Consider the following 20448-nt stretch of genomic DNA (forward strand, 5'->3'; position numbering starts at 1 on the left):
GATGCTAAAAATTGATATTAAATATGGAGTGCTAATCGTTTTCCTCGTTTGCTTTACAGCAATGGGTTATTGCGAAGAGTTGCGAAGCATGAAGCAAACCAATCTTAAAACGACAGAAACCAATCCCTCACCCCGTACAAGACTCAATTTCAATAAAGATTGGAAGTTCTTTTTAGGCGATGCCGCTAATGCAAATGCAATAGTTTTTGATGATACAAAATGGCGGAGATTAAACCTGCCTCATGATTGGAGCATAGAAGGCAAGTTTGATGAAAAAAACCCGGCAAAGCCAGAAGGAGGAGGACTGCCTACAGGGATCGGATGGTACAGAAAAGAGTTTATTGCGCCAGTTAATTTTAAAGATAGAATGATTACTATTGAGTTCGATGGGGTTTATAAGAACAGTGAAGTTTGGCTAAATGGGCACTTGCTAGGGAAACGACCCTTCGGTTATATTTCATTCTCTTACGAGCTAAATCAGTATTTACGCCCTGGTAAAAACATTATTTCGGTTAAAGTTGATAATTCAGCTCAGCCCGACTCGCGCTGGTACACAGGATCTGGTATTTACCGTAATGTTTGGCTTAAATCTACCGCTAAATTGGCCATTGAGCAATGGGGGGTAAAAATAGTAGCGACCGCCTCGAAAGATCAAAATATAGCATCGGTAAAAGTGAATACAACTATTATTAATAAATCATCGGGCACTCAACCGTTCATTTTAGTTAATTCAATTTACGATTCCCATGGAAAATTAATTCTTCACGGTCGACCGTTTATCATTAACTCAAACCACCCTAGTGTTAATTCAGAAAGCACTTTAAACTTTAAAAACCCAGATCTGTGGTCCATTGAAAGTCCTACACAATATAAGTTGGTTTCAAAAGTCTTTCAAAATAATAAGCTAATCGACCAACAGGAAACACTTTTTGGCATTCGCTACTTCAACTTTGATGCTAAGACCGGATTTTCATTGAATGGCAAGTCGCTCAAAATAAAAGGCGTTTGCCTACACCATGATTTAGGTGCATTGGGTGCAGCAGTAAATAGCAGGGCCATGGAACGTCAACTCGAAATCCTAAAGGAAATGGGTTGCAACGCCATTCGAACAGCCCATAATCCACCAGCACCTGAGTTCTTAGACCTCTGTGATAAAATGGGGTTTCTGGTGATGGATGAATCTTTCGATGTCTGGAAAAAGAAAAAAGTATCACATGATTACCATGTGAATTTCCCCGAATGGCATAGAAGAGACTTAGCAGATATGGTTAAACGTGACTTTAACCACCCCTCGATCATTTTATGGAGCATCGGAAACGAAATTCGGGAACAGTTTGATAGCACGGGCATTGCGCTTACCAAAGAACTGGTGAAAATTGTTAAAGATATAGATCAGTCTAGGCCTGTATTGGCAGCCCTGACTGAAACCAACGCAGCCAAAAATTTCATTTATCAAGCAGGTGCGCTAGATATATATGGCTTAAATTACAACCACAAGCTATATAAGGATTTTCCACTAAACTATCCGAACGAGAAATTCATAGGAACGGAAACAACCTCCGCATTAGCAACGAGAGGTTATTACGATACAGCAGATAGTATTCGCCGCTGGCCGAAAGATGGAAAAACTAAATTTAAGGAAGGAAATGCCTCTTGGGCAGCATCCTCCTATGATAATGTGTCGGCATATTGGGGTTCTACACATGAAGAAACCTTAAAGGAAGCGAAGAAATATGACCATGTTTCAGGTATTTTTGTGTGGACAGGCTTCGATTATCTCGGAGAGCCTTTGCCCTATGCCTGGCCAGCCAGAAGTTCTTATTTTGGAATTATTGATTTAGCAGGGTTCCCTAAAGACTCGTATTATCTGTACCAAAGCGAGTGGACTAATAAACCGGTATTACACCTTTTGCCGCATTGGAACTGGCCTGTGAATGGATTATTTACAGGAAGGCAGGAGAAGGTTATCGATGTTTGGGCCTACTATAACAATGCGGATGAGGTAGAATTGTATTTAAACGGTAAATCCTTAGGTAAACGAAGCAAACAAGGTGATGATTTGCATGTGCTGTGGCAAGTGAATTATGAACCTGGGACACTCAAAGCGATATCCCGCAAAAATGGTAAAGAGGTTTTAGTTAAAGAAGTGAAAACAGCCGGCAAGCCTGCTAAAATTCAACTGGTCGCCGACCGAAAAAATATCAAGGCCAATGGAACAGATTTGTCTTTTGTGACGGTTAAAATAACTGATGAAGCGGATAATATCGTCCCTTATGCGGATAATCTGGTTCAATTTAAAATTGAAGGGGAGGGCTTTATAGCGGGGGTCGACAATGGTTTTCAGGCCAGCTTAGAACCGTTCAAAGCGAATCACAGAAAAGCATACCATGGTTTGGCTTTAGCTATTATACAGGCAAAAGAAAAAGCGGGCATAATTAAGTTAACAGCAACTGCTGATGGCTTAAAAGAAAGTGAAATAATTATCAAGGTTGAAAAGTGAACAAGTTTTAATAATAGAGAAATTGAATAACATTACTTTAAAAGGAATAACGTGGAACCATAGTCGGGGATTATTACCGATGGTTGCCACTGCGCAGCGATTTTCAGAACTTCATCCACACGTTCATATTACCTGGGAGAAAAGAAGTCTGCAGGCCTTTGCCGATTTTTCTATTCAGGAATTGGCAGCACAATTCGATCTCTTGGTAATCGATCACCCCTGGGCAGGATTTGCTTCCAAAACAAAATCTATTATCCCAATAGATGATTATTTAAGCCCAGAATTTTTAAAAGATCAACAAGTAAATAGTGTAGGCGCTTCTTACGAAAGTTACACCTACGAAAATCATCAATGGGCGCTACCTATTGATGCGGCAACGCCGGTAGCTTCGAGCAGGCCTGATATACTGAAAGATAAGGGATTAAGTTTACCTAAAAATTTCGAAGAGCTTCTTGCCCTTGCTAGTCAGGGTCTGGTAGCGTTCGCAGGTATTCCTATTGATATTTTAATGAATTTTTATACGCTGTGTTGCTCTTTGGGTGAAGATCCTTGTCAGGCAGCGCATGAAGTCATCTCGCAAGAAATTGGCGTTAAAGCATTAACAATGTATCGGGAATTAGCTGGTAACATTGATCCGGCTAATTTTAGGAGAAACCCCATCCAGCTGTACGAAGCTATGACCGCAACAGATACAATTGCCTATTGCCCATTTGCATATGGCTATGCTAATTATGCAAGAAATGGATATGCCCGTAAATTATTACACTTTCACGATATGATTAGTCTTGATAGTAAAACTAATTTAAGAAGCACTTTGGGAGGTACAGGCCTGGCTATTTCTTCACAATGTGAGCATAAAGAACTTGCCGCTGCTTATGCCGCATTTGTAGGCTCCGAAAATTGTCAGCAAACATTATATTTCGAAAGCGGCGGTCAGCCAGGCCATTTAAGTGCCTGGAAAAATGAAGAAGTTAACCGGCAAAGCCACAATTATTTTAGCAATACCTTGCCTGCTTTGCAACGCGCATTTTTACGCCCTCGTTATCACGGTTCAATGTTTTTTCAAGATCACGCCGGTGATGTGGTTCGCGATTATGTGATGCATGGAGGCAGTGAGCACAAAGTATTAGCTGAACTGAATAAATTATATGTAGAATCCAAAACTTTACGCGCATGAGAAAACCATTAGAAGGTGTGTTGGTTTTAGAGTTCTGCCAATTTTTAGCGGGTCCTTCTGCCGGGCTAAAACTTGCAGATCTGGGCGCACGTGTCATTAAAATCGAGCGACCTATTCATGGTGATGCCTGCCGGCAACTTGCCATTAAAAACCTGTTCATCGACAACGATAGCTTACTTTTCCATACCATTAATCGTCATAAAGAATCGTATGCCGCAGACTTAAAAGATCCGGAAGATTTAAAGCGCTTGAACGTACTGATCAGTAAGGCAGATATCATGGTCCATAACTTCAGACCAGGGGTGATGGAGAAAATCGGTTTATCTTATCAAGCTGTCCAGTTAATTAACCCTAAGATAATTTATGGAGTTGTTACGGGTTATGGAAACGAAGGCCCATGGGCTAAAAAACCCGGACAAGATTTATTGATCCAATCAATTTCAGGCCTAACTTATTTATCAGGCACCAGCAATGATGGGCCAGTCCCTTTTGGCCTTTCCGTTTCTGATATTATGTGTGGTAACCATTTGGCGCAGGGATTAATGGCTGCCTTGATTAAAAGAGCAAAAACAGGCAAAAGTGTGCTGGTAGAGGTTAGTCTGCTAGAATCTATCTTAGATGTACAATTTGAAGTAATTACAACCTATTTAAATGATGGGGGGAAATTGCCAGAACGAAGTGCGATGGATGGGAGTGCCCATGCTTATCTGAGTGCGCCATACGGTATCTATGCAACAGCCAATGGCTATCTGGCATTGGCAATGGCCGATTTGGCATTAGTTAGTCAATTGATTAACTGTGATATTAGCGATCTGTATGGAGATAAGCACTCGGCATTTGAAAACAGAGATGCTTTGATTTCGCGATTGGGAGAAAAGTTCAAAACTGCTCATACGGGTAATTGGCTAACAATTTTAGAAGACGAAGGTGTTTGGTGTGCGGAAGTATTAGACTACAAAAGTGCGGTGAAGTTAAAGGCCTATCAAGATCTGGCAATTGAGCAGGAGCTGGTATTAAACGATGGTAGGATTTTAAAAACAACAGCAAGCCCTATCCGCCTAAACCGAGAAAAGCTTTTTTCTACCAAAGCCGCACCCGGATTAGGGCACAATAACAACGAAATTAATGAAGAATTTAAGTTAAACTGAACATATGCGTCCACTTGAAGATTATTTAGTCGTAGATTTTAGTCAATTCCTATCGGGGCCCTCGGCGAGTTTACGTCTGGCTGATATGGGTGCAAGAGTAATTAAGATAGAAAGAGTGGGAATGGGCGATATTTGTCGTTCACTATATACTTCGGATTTGATTATGAATGGCGAATCTTCCGTTTTCCATGCCATCAACAGAAACAAAGAAAGCTTTGAAGTAGACCTTAAAAAAGCAGAAGATTGCGAAATGGTTCGTGAACTATTGAAAAAGGCAGATGTAATGATCCATAATTTCCGCCCAGGGGTAATGGACAGACTTGGCTTCGATTATGATACAGTAGCAGCTCTTAATCCAATCATCGTGTATGGCGAAATCTCTGGATATGGTACAGAGGGAACCTGGAAAGGTAAACCAGGGCAAGATTTATTGTTGCAATCGTTAACAGGTTTAACTTCGCTGACGGGAAATGCAACAAAGGGGCCAGTAGCGATGGGCCTTTCTATTGTTGATATGTTGGCTGGTGCGCATTTGGCTCAAGGTATTTTAGCAAGTCTTTATCAAAAGGCAATTCATAACGAGGGTAGCTTAGTGCAGGTTAGCATGATGGAATCTGCCTATGATTTCCAATTTGAAACGATCACCACTTTTTTAAATGATGGAGGCCAGCTTCCGGAGCGATCGGTAAACAATAATGCAAATGCGTATTTAGGAGCTCCATATGGTATTTATAGAACCCAAAATGGTTATATTTCAATTGCCATGGCTGCTATCCCGGTGCTAGGCAATTTATTAAACTGTCCGGCATTATTAAAATACGAAACGCCTACAATAGCTTTTGAACAAAGGGATGAAATAAAGGCAATCTTAGCGGGGCACCTAATAACGGGAAGCACAGCCTATTGGCTTTCAAAACTGGAGCCTGCTGATATATGGTGTGCCGACGTGCTTAACTGGTCCGACTTAATGGAACATGATGGTTTTAAAGTATTAAACATGATCCAGAATGTCGCCATGATCGATGGTTATCAATATAAAACTACACGTTGCCCCATACGTATTGATGGAGAATTACTAACTTCATCAAAAGGCTCCCCAAAATTGGGCCAGGATAATGAAGCTATCATCAGAGAATTTGTTCAGTTAAAAAGTGTAATTAATGAATAATAGAACTGAAACATTTAAGATTGCCGTACGTAAGTTTGGTCCTTTTGAAACTGCAATGCAAAAGTTTTGGGACGACTATTGCCTTCTGTCGGGCTGTACACTAAAACTTGAATTGGTGATCATGGATTTGCATGAGCTACACGATCGCACCTTAACTCAGCATGGATTAGCAAATGGAGAATTTGATGTAGCACATATCAATACCGACTGGATCTATGAAGGATATGCCAACAACGCATTTGAAGTGCTAAATTCTTATATTAATCAGAGCCCGCCAATCGATTTTCCAGATGGTTGGAGTGCTTCTTTATTGGAACTGCAAAATTTTGGAGATGAAATCGTCGGCCTTCCCTTTCATGATGGGCCAGAATGTTTAATTTATCGTAAAGATTTATTTGAAAATGAGCGGGAGCAGACAAGGTACTTTGAACTATATAAACAACATTTAGGCGTTCCTAAAACCTGGCAGGAATTTCAGCAGGTTTCTCAGTTCTTTAACCGGCCAGACGAGGGCTTATTTGGCGCCATTTTAGCCTGCTACCCAGACGGGCATAATACGGTATTCGATTTCTGCCTCCAGTTATGGTCGCGCGGCGGAAATTTAATTGACCCACAAGGAAAAATTAATGTCAATACACCAGCTTCTTTAGAGAGTTTAGATTTTTACCGAAAACTAGTGAATGATCAATCGGCAGTCCACCAGGCCATTAGGGAGTTTGATTCAGTTGCAGCAGGAATGGCTTTTAGCCAAGGTCAAGCTGCCATGATGATCAATTGGTTTGGCTTTGCTGCCATGGCCGAAGTGGATGAGCACTCGAAAGTTAAAGGTAAAGTAAATGTCGATCTTATCATGTCCGCCTCTTTAAACGTATATTGGCTCTATACCATCGGAAAAGGAAGTATGCATAAAAACATAGCCTATGATTTTATCCGCTTTGCAACTAATACGGCTAATGATAGAGCGCTCACTTTGGGAGGTGGAATAGGATGTAGGAAATCTACCTGGAATGATGTGTCAATCAATCAGATAATTCCTTATTACCATAAACTAGAAGCATTACATACCGCGGCTAAAATGCTTCCCCAACATCAAAATTGGGCTAAAATTGCTGCCGTTATCGATCAAATGGTGCTAGCTGCGATAAATACAAATCAGCCTGCTGAAGAAATCTTAACCCATGCACAGCAACAAATAGCAGAAATAGAAAAATGAGTATCGACCTAAAATATAAACCCGAACTGCCACAAACCAAACAGCCCATTATAATTATTGGAGCCGGAGGAATTGTGACTGATGCACATTTACCTGCGTATAAATTAGCCAAATTTAATGTGCACGGAATTGTAAACAGAACCAGAGAAAGAGCCGAAAAATTAGCCAATGCCTTCGATATTCCAAATGTTTACCATACTGTGGAAGAGGCGGTTAGTTTGGCTCCGGAAAATGTTGTATACGATTTAACCATCATGCCCGAGCAATATTTGGAAACCCTGACAAAACTACCTGATGGTAGCACCGTGCTGATCCAAAAACCTATGGGCGATCATTTTGAACAAGCAAAAGAGATACTGCAGTTATGCAGGGATAAGAAGTTGAAAGCGGCCATTAATTTTCAATTGCGTTTTGCCCCGTTTGTGAGTGCTGCAAGAGATTTAATTGATCAGGGGTTAATTGGCGAATTGTACGATATGGAGGTGCGCGTAACACTTAAAACGCCTTGGGAATTGTTTCCTCACGTCATGATCCATCCTCGATTGGAGATCCAATATCATAGCATTCATTATGTTGATTTAATACGGTCTTTTTTAGGAGAACCGAACAGCATATTGGCAAAAACTTTAAAACATCCTGAGAAAAGTTTATCGTCGTCTAGATCTACAATTTTATTTGATTATGGCGATACTTTACACGCGGTGATTAATACCAATCATGATCATGATTTTGGCCCGCATAACCAGGAGAGTTTCATTAAATGGGAAGGGACTAACGGGGCTATCAAAGCGAAAATGGGTTTATTGATGGATTACCCGCATGGTGTGCCCGATCATTTTGAATATTGTATAGTAAAGGAAGGTGAATTTCCGCAATGGGAATCAGTTGCTTTGGAAGGTTCGTGGTTTCCCGAAGCATTTATTGGAACAATGGCTAACTTAATGCGCTATGCAGAAGGGTCTGATAAAGTTTTACATACCAGTGTAGAAGATGTTATAAAAACAATGGCTGTAGTGGAAGCTGCTTACCATTCGAGCGATAAAGGAGGAGAGAAAGTAACGAAATAAGCGTACCGGGTCCTAATGAAGAACGCTCGTCATTGCGAGGCAAATACGTCATAGCGAGGCACGAAGCAATCTCTAGCGAGGTCTTTAAGATTGCTTCGTGCCTCGCAATGACGGGAAATAAAAATAATGACAGGAAGTAAAAAATAAATTATATGTATTTTAAATCCACATTTTTTGAAGATTACCAGTTAAATGTTAAGCGTGTAACCTTAGGCAGAACCATTACGGAGACAGATTTTGTCGTGCATGCCGGTCACACAGGTGATTTCTTCCCGCATCACATGGATGCAGAATGGTGCAAAACACAACCGTTTAAGCAACGAATTGCGCATGGAACCATGATCTTTAGCATCGGCATAGGTTTAACAGCCTCAGAAATTAATCCAGAGGCTATGTCTAAAGGCTATGATCGATTGCGTTTTATTAAACCTGTTTTTATCGGCGATACCATTCACTCAGAAGTTACAATTTCTGAAAAAGCCGACGGTAAGAGACCAGAAATGGGTAATATTACCGAGCATGTAGAAATGATTAATCAACATGGCGAAATCGTACTAGCATGCGATCATTTACTTGTTGTGAAAAGAAGATGATAGTAATATTAACCATTGACTACTAACTATTAACCAAAACGTATGAACCACACCGAAAAAGCTGAATTAATTATTGAAGGAGATTCTTCCTCCCGCACAAAATACCTCCTGCCATTTATCTTAGTTGTAAGCTTATTTTTCCTTTGGGGAATGGCACACAACTTAGATTCAGTGCTTATACCACACTTAAAGAAAGCCTGTAATCTTAACAATGCGCAATCAACACTAATCGATACTTCTGTATTTTTTGCGTATTTCTTAATGGCTATCCCAGCAGGAATGATTTTAAAACGTTGGGGTTATAAAGCAAGTATGATAACAGGTTTATTGACCTTTGCAATCGGTGCATTCTTATTCGTTCCAGCAGCAAATGCACTTTCTTACAATACTTTTCTGCTCGCGCTATTTATTATCGGTTGTGGTTTAACCATCTTAGAAACTTCTGCCAATCCTTATGCAGCTGTACTGGGTGATCCCGAAAAAGCAACATTTAGATTAAACTTAGCAGCTACATTTAATGGATTAGCTGCTCCAGTAGCTGCATTGGTAGGTGGTTTTATCCTTTCTGGCAAATCACATACCCAAGATGAACTAGCTGCAATGACAGACATCGCACGTAATAATTACTTTTTGGCAGAAGCTTCGACGGTAAAAATGCCTTATATTATTTTAGGCTCAGTATTAGTGCTGGTAGCATTGCTATTTTATTTCATGAAGCTTCCAGAGATTAAAACGAAAAGTACTGATGGAGTGGAAGCGACTGGTAGCTTCTTCGGAGCTTTAAAACATAAGCACCTTAGATGGGCCGTATGTGCTCAGTTCTTTTATGTGGGGGCACAGGTGTGTGTAACCAGCTTCTTTATCAGAGCGGCCCAGCAGGGTGGTGGCTTTGATGAGCTAACCGCACTTAAATTCTTGGGAATGTACGGTACCTTATTCCTGGTTGGCCGATTTGTTGGAACATTTTTATTAAGGTATATCTCGTCTCATAAGTTGCTTACTATTTATGCGGTAATTTCTATCATACTTTGCCTGATAGCCATTTTTGGTCAGGGTTCATTTGTGGTTTACGCTTTAGGCGGATTAGGCTTTTTTATGTCAATCATGTTCCCTACTATATTTGGATTGGGTATTGAAGGTATCGGTAATGACACGAAACCAGGTTCTTCGTGGTTGATTATGTCGATTGTAGGTGGGGCTATTTTGCCTTACTCGATGGGCACACTGATCGATAAGTATGGAGATCAGATCCAAATTGGATACAGCATTCCTTTGGTATGCTTTCTGGTGATTTTATATTTTGGATTAGTAGGGCATAAGGTTAATGAAACTAAATAAAACCATATTATTCATTCTTTTAATTGCTGCTTGCATTAACTCCCGTGCCCAGGAAAAGGATTCGGCCAAGCCCTGGGTTTTTTGGTATTGGGTGCAAGCTGGAGTTTCTAAGGCAGGCATTACGGCCGACTTAGAAGCGATGAAGCATAACGGAATTGGGGGCGCTTACCTGATGTCTATTAAAGGCGAAAATTCATCCAGTCCACCTTTATACCTGCCCGCAAGTCAGCAACTTACCCCGCAATGGTGGGAGATGGTAAAATTTGCATTCAACGAAGCCAAACGCTTAGATTTAAAATTGGGAATGCATATTAGCGACGGATTTGCACTTGCCGGTGGACCTTGGATTACGCCCGAACTTTCTATGCAAAAAGTAGTTTGGTCTAAAATAACGATAAAAGGTGGGAGTAAAGCGAATAGGAAGTTGCCTAAACCAGCTGGAAACGAGGGTTATTATAAAGATATTGCTGTATACGCCTACCCATCTCCAGCAGGAAGTAATATCTCCACGCAAACGGTAATTCCAAAGGTTACTACCAGTAACGGAATGGATGCCAGTGGGTTGATCAAGGCTGATAATAAACAGAATTTTAGTGCTGGTGATTCATGTTGGATCCAATACGAATTTAAACAGCCTTTTACCTGCCGCAGTATCAATATCAAAACTAGTGGCAACAATTACCAGAGCAACCGCTTGAAGATAGAAATAAGTACTGATGGGAAGAACTTTAAAAACTTAACCCGTTTGGAAGCCCCTCGGCATGGCTGGCAAGATACAAATGAGGATTTTACCCACGCCATTGTACCTACCACAGCCAAGTATTTCCGTTTTGTCTATAGCAAAGCTGGCTCTGAGCCTGGATCTGAAGATTTAGACGCCGCTAAATGGAAACAATCTCTTAAGATTTTAAAATTAGAACTATCTGCAGAGGCTAGCATAGGACAGTATGAAGGTAAGAATGGGTCGATTTGGAGGGTAAGTAAGCGAACAACATCTGCTGAGGTGAAAAGTAACTTAGCGATACCCTTGAGTAAAATGCTAAACTTAACTAGTAAATTAAAGGCTGATGGAAGCCTAGATTGGTCAGCTCCCCCAGGAAATTGGACCATCTTAAGGATAGGTCATACTTCTACAGGACAAAAAAATGCTACTGGCGGTGGCGGAATAGGCTTAGAATGCGACAAGTTTAACCCACAAGCAATTAGCTTACAATTTAATAGCTGGTATGGAGAGGCGCTAAAACACGCCGGACCAGATATTGCCGCCAAAGTACTTAATACCTTTCATGTAGATAGCTGGGAATGCGGCAGTCAAAATTGGTCGCCCGTATTTAAAGCAGAATTTTTAAAGCGAAGAGGTTACGATTTAACACCTTACTTGCCTATTTTCACTGGGCTTCCTGTTCAAAGTATCGAAGTCTCAGAAAATTTCTTGTACGATGTTCGAAAAACGATAGCCGAGCTCGTAGTAGATCAGTTCTATGGAACTTTAGCCAATCTGGCTAGAGAAAAAGGAGTTGAATTTACCGCAGAAAGCGTAGCGCCAACCATGCTGAGTGACGGTCTCATGCATTACAAAAAGGTCAACATCCCAATGGGAGAATTTTGGCTGAATAGCCCGACGCACGATAAACCAAATGATATGTTAGATGCCATATCAGGTGCACATATTTATGGCAAGAACATTATTCAAGCCGAGGCTTTTACCACCGTGAGGATGGATTGGAATGAAAGTCCCGGTAATATGAAAACTTTACAGGATCGAAATTATGCTTTAGGTATCAATAAGCTATCGTATCACGTCTTTACGCATAATCCGTGGACAGACAGAAAACCAGGTATGACACTCGATGGGGTAGGTTTATACTTTCAACGTGATCAAACTTGGTGGAAACAGGGAAAAGCATGGGTTGATTATGCTACACGCACGCAAAGCCTGTTGCAAGAAGGTAAGCCAGTGATAGATATCGCTGTGTTTACGGGCGAGGAACTGCCAAGAAGAGCGGTATTGCCAGATCGGTTGGTGAATACCTTACCCGGGCTCTTTGGAGAGGAGGTTGTGGAAGCAGAACGCAAAAGACTTGCCAATATCGGCCAGCCCTTGCGCCAAATTCCAGCTGGGGTATCGCATGCTGCAAACATGGCCGATCCAGAAGATTGGGTAAATCCACTAAGAGGCTATACTTACGATTCTTTTAATCCAGATGTATTGCGCACAGCAACCGTTAAAAATAAGGAGGTTGTTTTTGCGAGTGGTGCCAGTTATAAATTGCTGGTCATTACCGGCAAGCTTACTTTAAATCCAAATTACCAGTACATGAGCTATGCAACAGTAAAAAAGTTGGTAGACTTGGTGAAAGCTGGAGCAAATATTATTGTTGGTGATAAGCCATTGTATCAAGCTGGTTTAAAACAACAAAGCAAAACAGCATTCGATCAGCTCGTTGCACAGCTCTGGGGTTTTGGAAATAGTAAAAGTAAGAAGCTTGGCTTAGGGAAGATTTATAAAGCCCCATTTACACAAAGTGATTTTAGTGAAATTGGTATTGAGCGCGATTTGAATATTGAGGAGAAATTGCCGCAAGTAACAAATTTAGCTTATGCGAAAGGAGTAGGCTATGCCCATAGAAAGGCGATCGATAAAGATATTTACTTTTTGTCAAATCAGCAGGATAAGGAACGTTTCCTAGATTTTGAATTTCGAGTAAAAGATAAAATACCAATCTTATATAATGCTGTAAGTGATGAATTTACAAATGTTATCTCTCATAAAACTAGTAATGGAACAAGCGTTAGTTTAAAATTTGCACCGAATGAAGCCGTGTTTATCATCTTTCAGGACAAGGCAAAGGTTACCGAAAAAGCAAGCGGACAAAATTGGCTTAAATTTAAGTCTATAACCGATCTTTCAACAGATTGGAAAGTGAAATTTGATCCGGCTTTTGGCGGCCCAGCAGAAGCTCAAGTATTTAAATCACTTGTTGATTGGACGGAACATCCTGATACCAACATTAACTATTATTCGGGTACAGCAAGCTATACGAAAACCATTACCCTTGACAAAGCGCCAACAACCAAAACTTGGATCAACCTTGGTGGTTTTGCTAACATAGCCGAAGTCACCATAAATGGGGTTGCCTGTGGTGTTGTATGGACAGCCCCTTATCAGCTAGAAATTAGCAAAGCCTTAAAAAGTGGGGAAAATAATATCGCAATCACAGTAACCAATACCTGGGCTAATCGTTTAATTGGCGATAATAAACTACCTGAAAATAAGCGATTAACAAAAACAACTGCGCCGTTTAGATTGGTTGGAAAACCTTTAAACCCTGCTGGTTTGTTTGGCCCTGTAACCCTTGAAATAGAAGATCATAATGAAAAGTAAAACACTTCCGTCTTTCTCGATATCGGTATTCGGCATATTGCTCGTTTTAAGCTTTTTTGTAAAAGCGCAAGAAAAAGCCTTAACGAATAATTCAAAAAGCCCCTATGCTAAACTACATGGGGTAGATATGGGTAGTGTTAGCTGGACAAATGGGTTTTGGGCAGATCGCTTTAAAGTAGCTACGGAGACTATTGTTCCCAATATGTGGGATATTTATAATGATCCAAACATCAGTCATGCTTTCAAGAACTTTGAAATCGCCGCCGGACTGGACACCGGCACACACAAAGGCCCATCCTTTCATGATGGCGATTATTATAAAACTTTAGAAGCCATGGCAAGCTTATACGCCTCCACTCGCAACCCGAAGTTAATTGAACAGATGGACAAAGCGATTGCTGTAATTGCTAAATCTCAACGTGCTGATGGCTACATCTATACGAAAGCGATGATAGAGCAGCGCAAAACAGGCTCAAATAATCAATTTCAAGATCGCTTAAGCTTTGAAGCGTATAACATCGGACATTTAATGACGGCTGGTTGCATTCATTATCGGGCCACAGGGAAAACCAATTTATTAACCATTGCAAAAAAGGCAACAGATTATCTCTATGGATTTTATAAAACCGCATCCCCAACACTTGCCCGAAACGCTATTTGCCCTTCCCATTACATGGGCGTGGTAGAAATGTATCGCACCACAAGGGATCCAAGGTATTTAGCATTGGCCAAGCACCTCATTGCCATAAAAGGCAAAATCACAGACGGAACGGATGATAACCAGGATAGAGTGCCTTTCCTAACACAGACAAAAGCTATTGGACATGCCGTGCGGGCAAACTACCTCTATGCAGGTGTGGCAGATCTATATGCCGAAACAGGGAATGACTCGCTTATAAAGACGTTAAACTTAATGTGGAAAGACATCAATAGCCATAAAATGTATATTACAGGGGGCAATGGTTCGCTCTACGATGGTACTTCACCTGATGGCACATCCTACAATCCCGCCGACGTTCAGAAAATACACCAGGCTTTCGGAAGAGATTTTCAACTGCCTAACTTTACGGCGCACAACGAAACTTGCGCAAATATTGGTCATGTACTATTTAACTGGCGGATGCTGCAGCTTACCGGAGATGCAAAATATGCCGACGTGATGGAACTTGGTTTGCATAATAGTGTATTATCAGGGATTAGCCTGGATGGCAAAAATTTTTTATACACCAATCCTTTAGCGCAAGCAGATAATTTACCTTTTAAGCAACGATGGTCTAAAGATCGGGTGCCATATATTGCTTTGTCCAATTGTTGCCCGCCCAATCTGGTTCGTACCATAGCGGAAGTAAGCGATTATGTTTACAGTACCTCAGCTAAAGGAATATGGTTTAACCTTTATGGTGGCAATAATGCGACTGTTAAACTCGCTGATGGCACTACAGTTGGGCTGAAACAGGAAACTAATTATCCATGGGACGGGAATATCAAGGTAACAATTACCGAAACAAATGCTAAAGCTTATGCTTTATTTTTCCGCATCCCGGGGTGGACAAAAAACGCAACAATTAGCGTCAATGGAAAACCCGAACAGCTACAGCTAGAGAGTGGTACTTACGCAGCGTTGAACAGAACATGGAAAAAAGGCGATCAAATCGAACTTATTTTACCCATGGAAGCCACTTTGATGGAAGCCAACCCTTTAGTAGAAGAAAATAGAAACCAGGTAGCCATAAAGCGAGGTCCAATTGTTTATTGCCTTGAGTCTGTCGACTTCCCCGGGAAAAGCATCTTCAATGCATTTATCCCGGCCTCCATTCGTTTGGCCGCGAAACCGATCACGATTGATGGGGTAAACATGATGAGTTTAGAAGGCGATGCAAAAATGCTTGAACCGAACACATGGGCCAATACCCTTTATAGGCCAGTTTCAACCAGCACAACTACAACACCTATTAAATTAATTCCTTATTTTGCTTGGGGTAACAGAGGACATACAGAAATGTCGGTTTGGTTGCCAGTAAGCCGTTAGGTAATTTGTATCGTTAAAAAGAATAGAAACTACATGAAAAAATTTAAGATCGTCATCACAGTCCTGTTTGTGTGCTTGTTTTGTGAAGCAAGTGCCAAAGTTAAGTTGGTTTCCATATTTACCGACCACATGGTTTTACAACAACAAAGTAACATCGCTTTATGGGGTTGGGCTAAATCCGGTTCTACAGTAAAAATTGTCACCTCCTGGAACAAAGCTGGCTATACCGCAAAAGCGGATAAGTTGGGAAAATGGAAAGTTAAGGTGATAACACCTAAAGCTGGTGGACCTTACCAAATTACGTTTGACGACGGAGAGCTATTCACCTTAAAAGACGTGCTGATTGGTGAGGTTTGGTTTTGTGGAGGGCAGTCGAACATGGAGATGCCTATGAAAGGTTTTAAAGGTCAACCCATTTTGGGTTCGAATGAGGCGATATTAAAATCGGCAAATAAGCATATCAGATTGTATACAGTTCCGAGGTCTTCTGTTACAGAACGTCAAGAAAATAGCAAGCCCTCTGAATGGAAAGTGGCAGGACCAGAATCCGTTGCTAATTTCAGTGCAACGGGTTATTACTTTGGATCGCTTTTAGCTGAAATGCTCAATGTTCCAATCGGATTAATCAACGACAGCTATGGCGGCTCGAGTGTGGAGGCGTGGATGTCGCCAGAAATCTTGACCTCCTTTCCCGAGGTTAAAGTTCCGGCAAAAACAGACAGCATCAAATCGGTTAATCAAACACCTACTACTTTATATAACGGGATGGCCTATCCGGTAATCGGCTACGGCATTCGTGGTGCAATATGGTATCAGGGGGAATCCAATTATAGCCGGGCAGATCGCTATTTAGATTTATTTCCGGCAATGGTAAGCAGTTGGCGACAAGAATGGGGATTAGGGGAATTTCCTTTTTACTACGCCCAGATTGCGCCTTTTGTCTATAATTTTGGGGGCGATGCAAATGATCCCAAGTTAAATTCTGCCTATCTCAGAGATGCGCAGCGTAAAGCATTAGCGAAGATACCGAATTCGGGCATGGCAGTGCTGATGGATATTGGCGACGAAAAGAACATTCACCCTGCCAACAAGAAAGATGTTGGGATGAGGTTAGCGTTCTTAGCACTCGCAAAAACATACGGAATTAAAGGATTTGGCGCAGAGAGCCCGTCCTATGAATCGACTACCTTCGAAGGTGGAAATGCCATCGTGAAATTTGACAATGCACCCAATGGTTTAACTTCCTTTGGAAAGGATTTAAGCCTTTTTGAGATAGCAGGTGCCGATCGTAAATTTTATCCTGCAAAAGCAGCCATTAAAGGAAGTAGTATTACTGTTTCCTCAATAGAGGTAAAAGAGCCGGTAGCAGTTCGTTACGCTTTTAGGAATTTTGTAGTCGGAGATTTATTTGGCAACGATGGATTGCCTGTGTCCTCATTTAGAAGCGATGAATGGTAAGAAAATAACAACCCTAACGATAGTGCTCGTCTTGTTCTTGTTTTCAGGTACGGAAGCCCGGGCACAAGAGGGTAAGGTAGTGTGGACCAGCCAGAGTAAGAACTCAAGCGAATCGATGCCTTGTGGTGGGGGCGATATAGGCCTAAATGTATGGGTAGAAAAAGGAGTAATTTATGCCTACCTATCGCGAAGTGGTACTTTCGATGAGCATAATACCTTGTTAAAATTAGGGAGGGTAAAACTAAAGTTGAGCCCCAATCCATTTGAAGGGGGAGAATTTAAGCAAGAACTGATTTTGAAAGATGGTTATGTACTTATTTCAGGTACTAAAGGAAGATTGCAAACCCAAGTAAAGGTTTGGGTAGATGTATTTAAACCTATTGTAAACTTTGAAGTTAAATCAAACTTGCCGTTACTTACCGAGGCGAGTTATGAAAGCTGGCGTTTCGAAGACCGCATTACAAAAGGAAAGGAAAATAACCAGAACTCTTACAAGTGGGCTCCCCAGGGCGAGATCAAAACCCTAAAGGATGAGGTTCGTTTCAATGGTGCGAGCGTCGAATTTTATCATCAAAATAAAGCAAAAACTGTATTCGATGTTGTTGTAAAGCAACAAGGCTTAGCTGATTATGCAAACCAGTTCTACCAGCCGCTTAAAAATTTAATTTTTGGAGGTATGATGCAAGGTGAAGGGATGGTACCGGCCGGCAATTATGCAGGAAAATACTTGAGTACTCCTTTTAAAGGCTGGACGCTGAAAAGTAAAAATCCGAAGAAGTCGCAAACCGTTACCGTTAGTTTTAATACCGCCCATACGGAGTCAGTTACCAATTATCTGGACGATTTAAAAAGGGTACCTTACAGCTCCAAAGCCCATTATTTAAGAGCACAGCAGACCACCAAACAATGGTGGAATGCCTATTGGAATAGAAGCTTTATTGAGATTACTTCAAAAGATTCATTGGCTAACCAGGTAGGGAAGAATTATCAACTGTTTAGGTATATGTTGGGTTGTAACGCTTTTGGAACATCGCCGACAAAATTTAACGGTGGTTTATTTACTTTCGATCCGCAGTTAACAGATACCACTTTAAAGTATACGCCTGATTTTAGAAATTGGGGAGGGGGAACCCATACGGCCCAAAACCAGCGATTGGTTTATTGGCCCATGCTAAAAAGTGGTGATTTTGAAATGATGGAACCCCAGTTCGATTTTTACCAAAAGATTTTAAAAACAGCAGAGCTAAGAACAGAAGAAGCCTGGGGACATAAAGGCGCTAGCTTTACAGAACAAATGGAGAACTTTGGTTTGCCAAACCCGGCCGAATATGGTTGGAAACGTCCAGAGGGCTTTAACAAAGGAATGGAATATAATGCTTGGCTAGAGTATCAATGGGATACGGTACTGGAATTCTGTTTCATGATTCTTGAAAGAGAAAGATATACCGGAAAGAAAAACGATACATATATGCCGTTGATAGAAAGCTGTTTAACCTTTTTTAAAGAACATTACCTTTATTTGGCAAAACAAAGGGGGAGCAAGGCTTTAGACGCCAATGGACACTTGGTTTTGTATCCGGGCTCTGCCGCAGAAACTTATAAAATGGCTAACAATGCAACCTCTACCATAGCAGGTTTGCAGGTTATATTAACAAGACTGTTGGAACGTGAGGGAATTACGGAAGCTCAGAGAAACGATTGGAAAAACATGTTGAAAATGATTCCTCCCTTAAGCTTTCGCACTTTTAATGGCCATCCTACTATTTCTCCAGCTAAAACATGGGAACGGATCAACAATGTAGAAAGTCCTCAGCTTTACCCCGTGTTTCCATGGGGAATCTATGGCATTGGTAAAGCTGGGCTGGATACAGCATTGAATACTTTCAAATACGATACCGACGTTTTGAAATTTAGAAGTCACATAGGCTGGAAACAGGATAATATTTTTGCCGCTAGATTAGGTTTAACGGAAGCGGCAGCCGCACTCACATTGCAAAAGATGAAGAATGCTGGACGCAGATTTCCCGCATTCTGGGGGCCAGGATTTGATTGGACACCCGACCACAATTGGGGAGGGGCTGGCATGATCGGATTACAGGAAATGTTGGTACAATATGATGACAGGAAAATTTATCTGTTACCAGCTTGGCCTAAAGAATGGGACGTACATTTTAAACTTCACGCACCTTATCAAACTACGATTGAAGGCGTTGTTAAAGACGGAAAAATGGAAGTATTGAAAGTGCTACCGCAAGAAAGAGCCAAGGATATTATTGATTGGAAAAAATAGCCTTAGGTACAAAATTTAAAAGAAAATAACTAATGAAAACATTAACCTGTACCACACCAGGGCAATTACAATATGCTGAAGCCGAAAAACCGGTCTTAGCAAAAAATCATGCACTCCTTAAAATTAAACGAATAGGGATTTGTGGAACAGATCTGCATGCTTTTGAAAGTACACAACCTTTTTTTAGCTATCCACGTATTTTAGGACACGAACTTGCAGCTAAAATAGTGGAAATTGATGGAAGTACGGAATTTGCATTAGGGGAGGCGGTAACATTTATTCCTTATTTTAATTGTGGAGAATGCATTGCATGTCGCTCCAACAAGCCAAACTGCTGTGTTAAAATGCAAGTGTGTGGGGTACATGTTGATGGAGGGATGCGGGAATTTCTACAAGTCCCTGTCAGCACCCTGCTTCATGGCGAAGGATTGAGTTATGATGAGCTGGCGCTCGTGGAGCCATTGGCCATTGGTGCGCATGGGGTGCGAAGGGCAGCTGTGCAAAAGGACGAGTTTGTATTGGTTATTGGCGCAGGCCCCATTGGTTTAGGAACAATGGAATTTGCACGTATTGCAGGAGCCAATGTAATAGCATTAGATATAAACGATTCGAGGTTGGAGTTTTGTAAGGATAGGTTAAACGTAGCGCATGCGGTTAATGCGCTTGATGGCGACGTTAGCGCTCAGTTGGCTGCAATAACTGATGGAAATATGCCAACAGTGGTGATCGACGCTACAGGAAGCCAGAAAGCCATCAATAATGCCTTTCAATACATGGCCCACGGAGCGAGGTTTGTTTTAATTGGACTGCAAAAAGGGGATATTTCTTTTAGTCACCCCGAATTCCATAAAAGAGAGGCAACCTTAATGAGTAGTCGTAACGCTACAACCGAAGATTTTGAGCATGTTATCCGCTCGATGAAGCAAGGCTTGGTGAAGCCAACAACTTATATTACACATCAGGTAGCGTTTGATCAGGTAGCAGGAGAATTTGCAAATTGGCTAGATCCAAAGAATGGCGTGATCAAAGCGATGGTAAGCATGGATTAAACAAACGCGGGTTAATTTTTAACCCGCGTTTGT

Annotated in this window: 13 protein-coding genes; all 13 read left to right on the forward strand. The window is 41.3% G+C overall.

The features are described from left to right. Position 1: 1 nt before the first annotated feature. The 13 genes from BM207_RS12765 (at position 2) to BM207_RS12825 (ending at position 20415) form a co-directional block, all read left to right on the forward strand. A complete protein-coding gene (locus BM207_RS12765; RefSeq protein ID WP_245768105.1) occupies positions 2-2500 on the forward strand; it encodes a glycoside hydrolase family 2 TIM barrel-domain containing protein in 2499 nt (832 codons plus the stop codon). Positions 2501-2522: 22 nt separating this feature from the next. After that, entirely contained in the window at positions 2523-3677 is a 1155-nt protein-coding gene (locus tag BM207_RS12770; protein ID WP_245768106.1) for an ABC transporter substrate-binding protein, read from the forward strand. Next, positions 3674-4825 carry a CaiB/BaiF CoA transferase family protein gene (locus BM207_RS12775; protein WP_090994653.1) on the forward strand — a complete coding sequence of 384 codons (1152 nt, stop codon included), beginning with the start codon at positions 3674-3676 and terminating at the stop codon, positions 4823-4825. Before BM207_RS12770 ends, BM207_RS12775 begins: the two co-directional genes overlap by 4 nt. Positions 4826-4829: 4 nt before the next feature. Then, entirely contained in the window at positions 4830-5993 is a 1164-nt protein-coding gene (locus tag BM207_RS12780) for a CaiB/BaiF CoA transferase family protein (protein WP_090994658.1), read from the forward strand. After that, positions 5986-7206, forward strand: coding sequence for an extracellular solute-binding protein (locus BM207_RS12785; RefSeq protein WP_090994662.1), 1221 nt, complete (start codon positions 5986-5988; stop codon positions 7204-7206). Before BM207_RS12780 ends, BM207_RS12785 begins: the two co-directional genes overlap by 8 nt. Continuing rightward, positions 7203-8273 carry a Gfo/Idh/MocA family protein gene (locus BM207_RS12790; protein WP_090994665.1) on the forward strand — a complete coding sequence of 357 codons (1071 nt, stop codon included), beginning with the start codon at positions 7203-7205 and terminating at the stop codon, positions 8271-8273. Before BM207_RS12785 ends, BM207_RS12790 begins: the two co-directional genes overlap by 4 nt. Before the next feature lie 152 nt (positions 8274-8425). Then, positions 8426-8866, forward strand: a complete 441-nt coding sequence (locus BM207_RS12795) for a MaoC/PaaZ C-terminal domain-containing protein (protein ID WP_090994670.1) — start codon at positions 8426-8428, stop codon at positions 8864-8866. 42 nt (positions 8867-8908) lie between these two features. Then, positions 8909-10204, forward strand: a complete 1296-nt coding sequence (gene fucP, locus BM207_RS12800; protein ID WP_090994674.1) for an L-fucose:H+ symporter permease — start codon at positions 8909-8911, stop codon at positions 10202-10204. Continuing rightward, the gene (locus BM207_RS12805; protein WP_090994677.1) at positions 10191-13589 is read left to right on the forward strand and encodes a glycosyl hydrolase; all 3399 of its coding nucleotides are present in this window, start codon (positions 10191-10193) and stop codon (positions 13587-13589) included. Before fucP ends, BM207_RS12805 begins: the two co-directional genes overlap by 14 nt. Then, on the forward strand, positions 13579-15618 hold the full coding sequence (locus BM207_RS12810) for an aceric acid hydrolase (protein WP_090994680.1): 2040 nt from the start codon (positions 13579-13581) through the stop codon (positions 15616-15618). The genes BM207_RS12805 and BM207_RS12810 overlap by 11 nt, the downstream gene beginning before the upstream one ends. Positions 15619-15651: 33 nt before the next feature. Beyond that, entirely contained in the window at positions 15652-17076 is a 1425-nt protein-coding gene (locus BM207_RS12815; protein WP_090994682.1) for a sialate O-acetylesterase, read from the forward strand. Continuing rightward, positions 17036-19366, forward strand: coding sequence for a DUF5703 domain-containing protein (locus tag BM207_RS12820; RefSeq protein WP_245768107.1), 2331 nt, complete (start codon positions 17036-17038; stop codon positions 19364-19366). The genes BM207_RS12815 and BM207_RS12820 overlap by 41 nt, the downstream gene beginning before the upstream one ends. Positions 19367-19398: 32 nt before the next feature. Continuing rightward, positions 19399-20415 (forward strand): zinc-binding alcohol dehydrogenase family protein, encoded by a 1017-nt coding sequence (locus BM207_RS12825; protein ID WP_090994689.1) that lies wholly within the window; start codon positions 19399-19401, stop codon positions 20413-20415. Positions 20416-20448 lie beyond the last annotated feature (33 nt).

The sequence above is a fragment of the Pedobacter insulae genome, from assembly GCF_900113525.1.
GTDB classification, from domain to species: domain Bacteria; phylum Bacteroidota; class Bacteroidia; order Sphingobacteriales; family Sphingobacteriaceae; genus Pedobacter; species Pedobacter insulae.

Excerpts from the sequence above, each read along its gene's own strand:
- BM207_RS12765 (WP_245768105.1), top strand. The coding sequence starts at position 2 with ATGCTAAAAATTGATATTAAATATGGAGTGCTAATCGTTTTCCTCGTT.
- BM207_RS12775 (WP_090994653.1), top strand. The coding sequence starts at position 3,674 with ATGAGAAAACCATTAGAAGGTGTGTTGGTTTTAGAGTTCTGCCAATTT.
- BM207_RS12780 (WP_090994658.1), top strand. The coding sequence starts at position 4,830 with ATGCGTCCACTTGAAGATTATTTAGTCGTAGATTTTAGTCAATTCCTA.
- BM207_RS12785 (WP_090994662.1), top strand. The coding sequence starts at position 5,986 with ATGAATAATAGAACTGAAACATTTAAGATTGCCGTACGTAAGTTTGGT.
- BM207_RS12790 (WP_090994665.1), top strand. The coding sequence starts at position 7,203 with ATGAGTATCGACCTAAAATATAAACCCGAACTGCCACAAACCAAACAG.
- BM207_RS12795 (WP_090994670.1), top strand. The coding sequence starts at position 8,426 with ATGTATTTTAAATCCACATTTTTTGAAGATTACCAGTTAAATGTTAAG.
- fucP (WP_090994674.1), top strand. The coding sequence starts at position 8,909 with ATGAACCACACCGAAAAAGCTGAATTAATTATTGAAGGAGATTCTTCC.
- BM207_RS12805 (WP_090994677.1), top strand. The coding sequence starts at position 10,191 with ATGAAACTAAATAAAACCATATTATTCATTCTTTTAATTGCTGCTTGC.
- BM207_RS12810 (WP_090994680.1), top strand. The coding sequence starts at position 13,579 with ATGAAAAGTAAAACACTTCCGTCTTTCTCGATATCGGTATTCGGCATA.
- BM207_RS12815 (WP_090994682.1), top strand. The coding sequence starts at position 15,652 with ATGAAAAAATTTAAGATCGTCATCACAGTCCTGTTTGTGTGCTTGTTT.
- BM207_RS12820 (WP_245768107.1), top strand. The coding sequence starts at position 17,036 with ATGGATTGCCTGTGTCCTCATTTAGAAGCGATGAATGGTAAGAAAATA.
- BM207_RS12825 (WP_090994689.1), top strand. The coding sequence starts at position 19,399 with ATGAAAACATTAACCTGTACCACACCAGGGCAATTACAATATGCTGAA.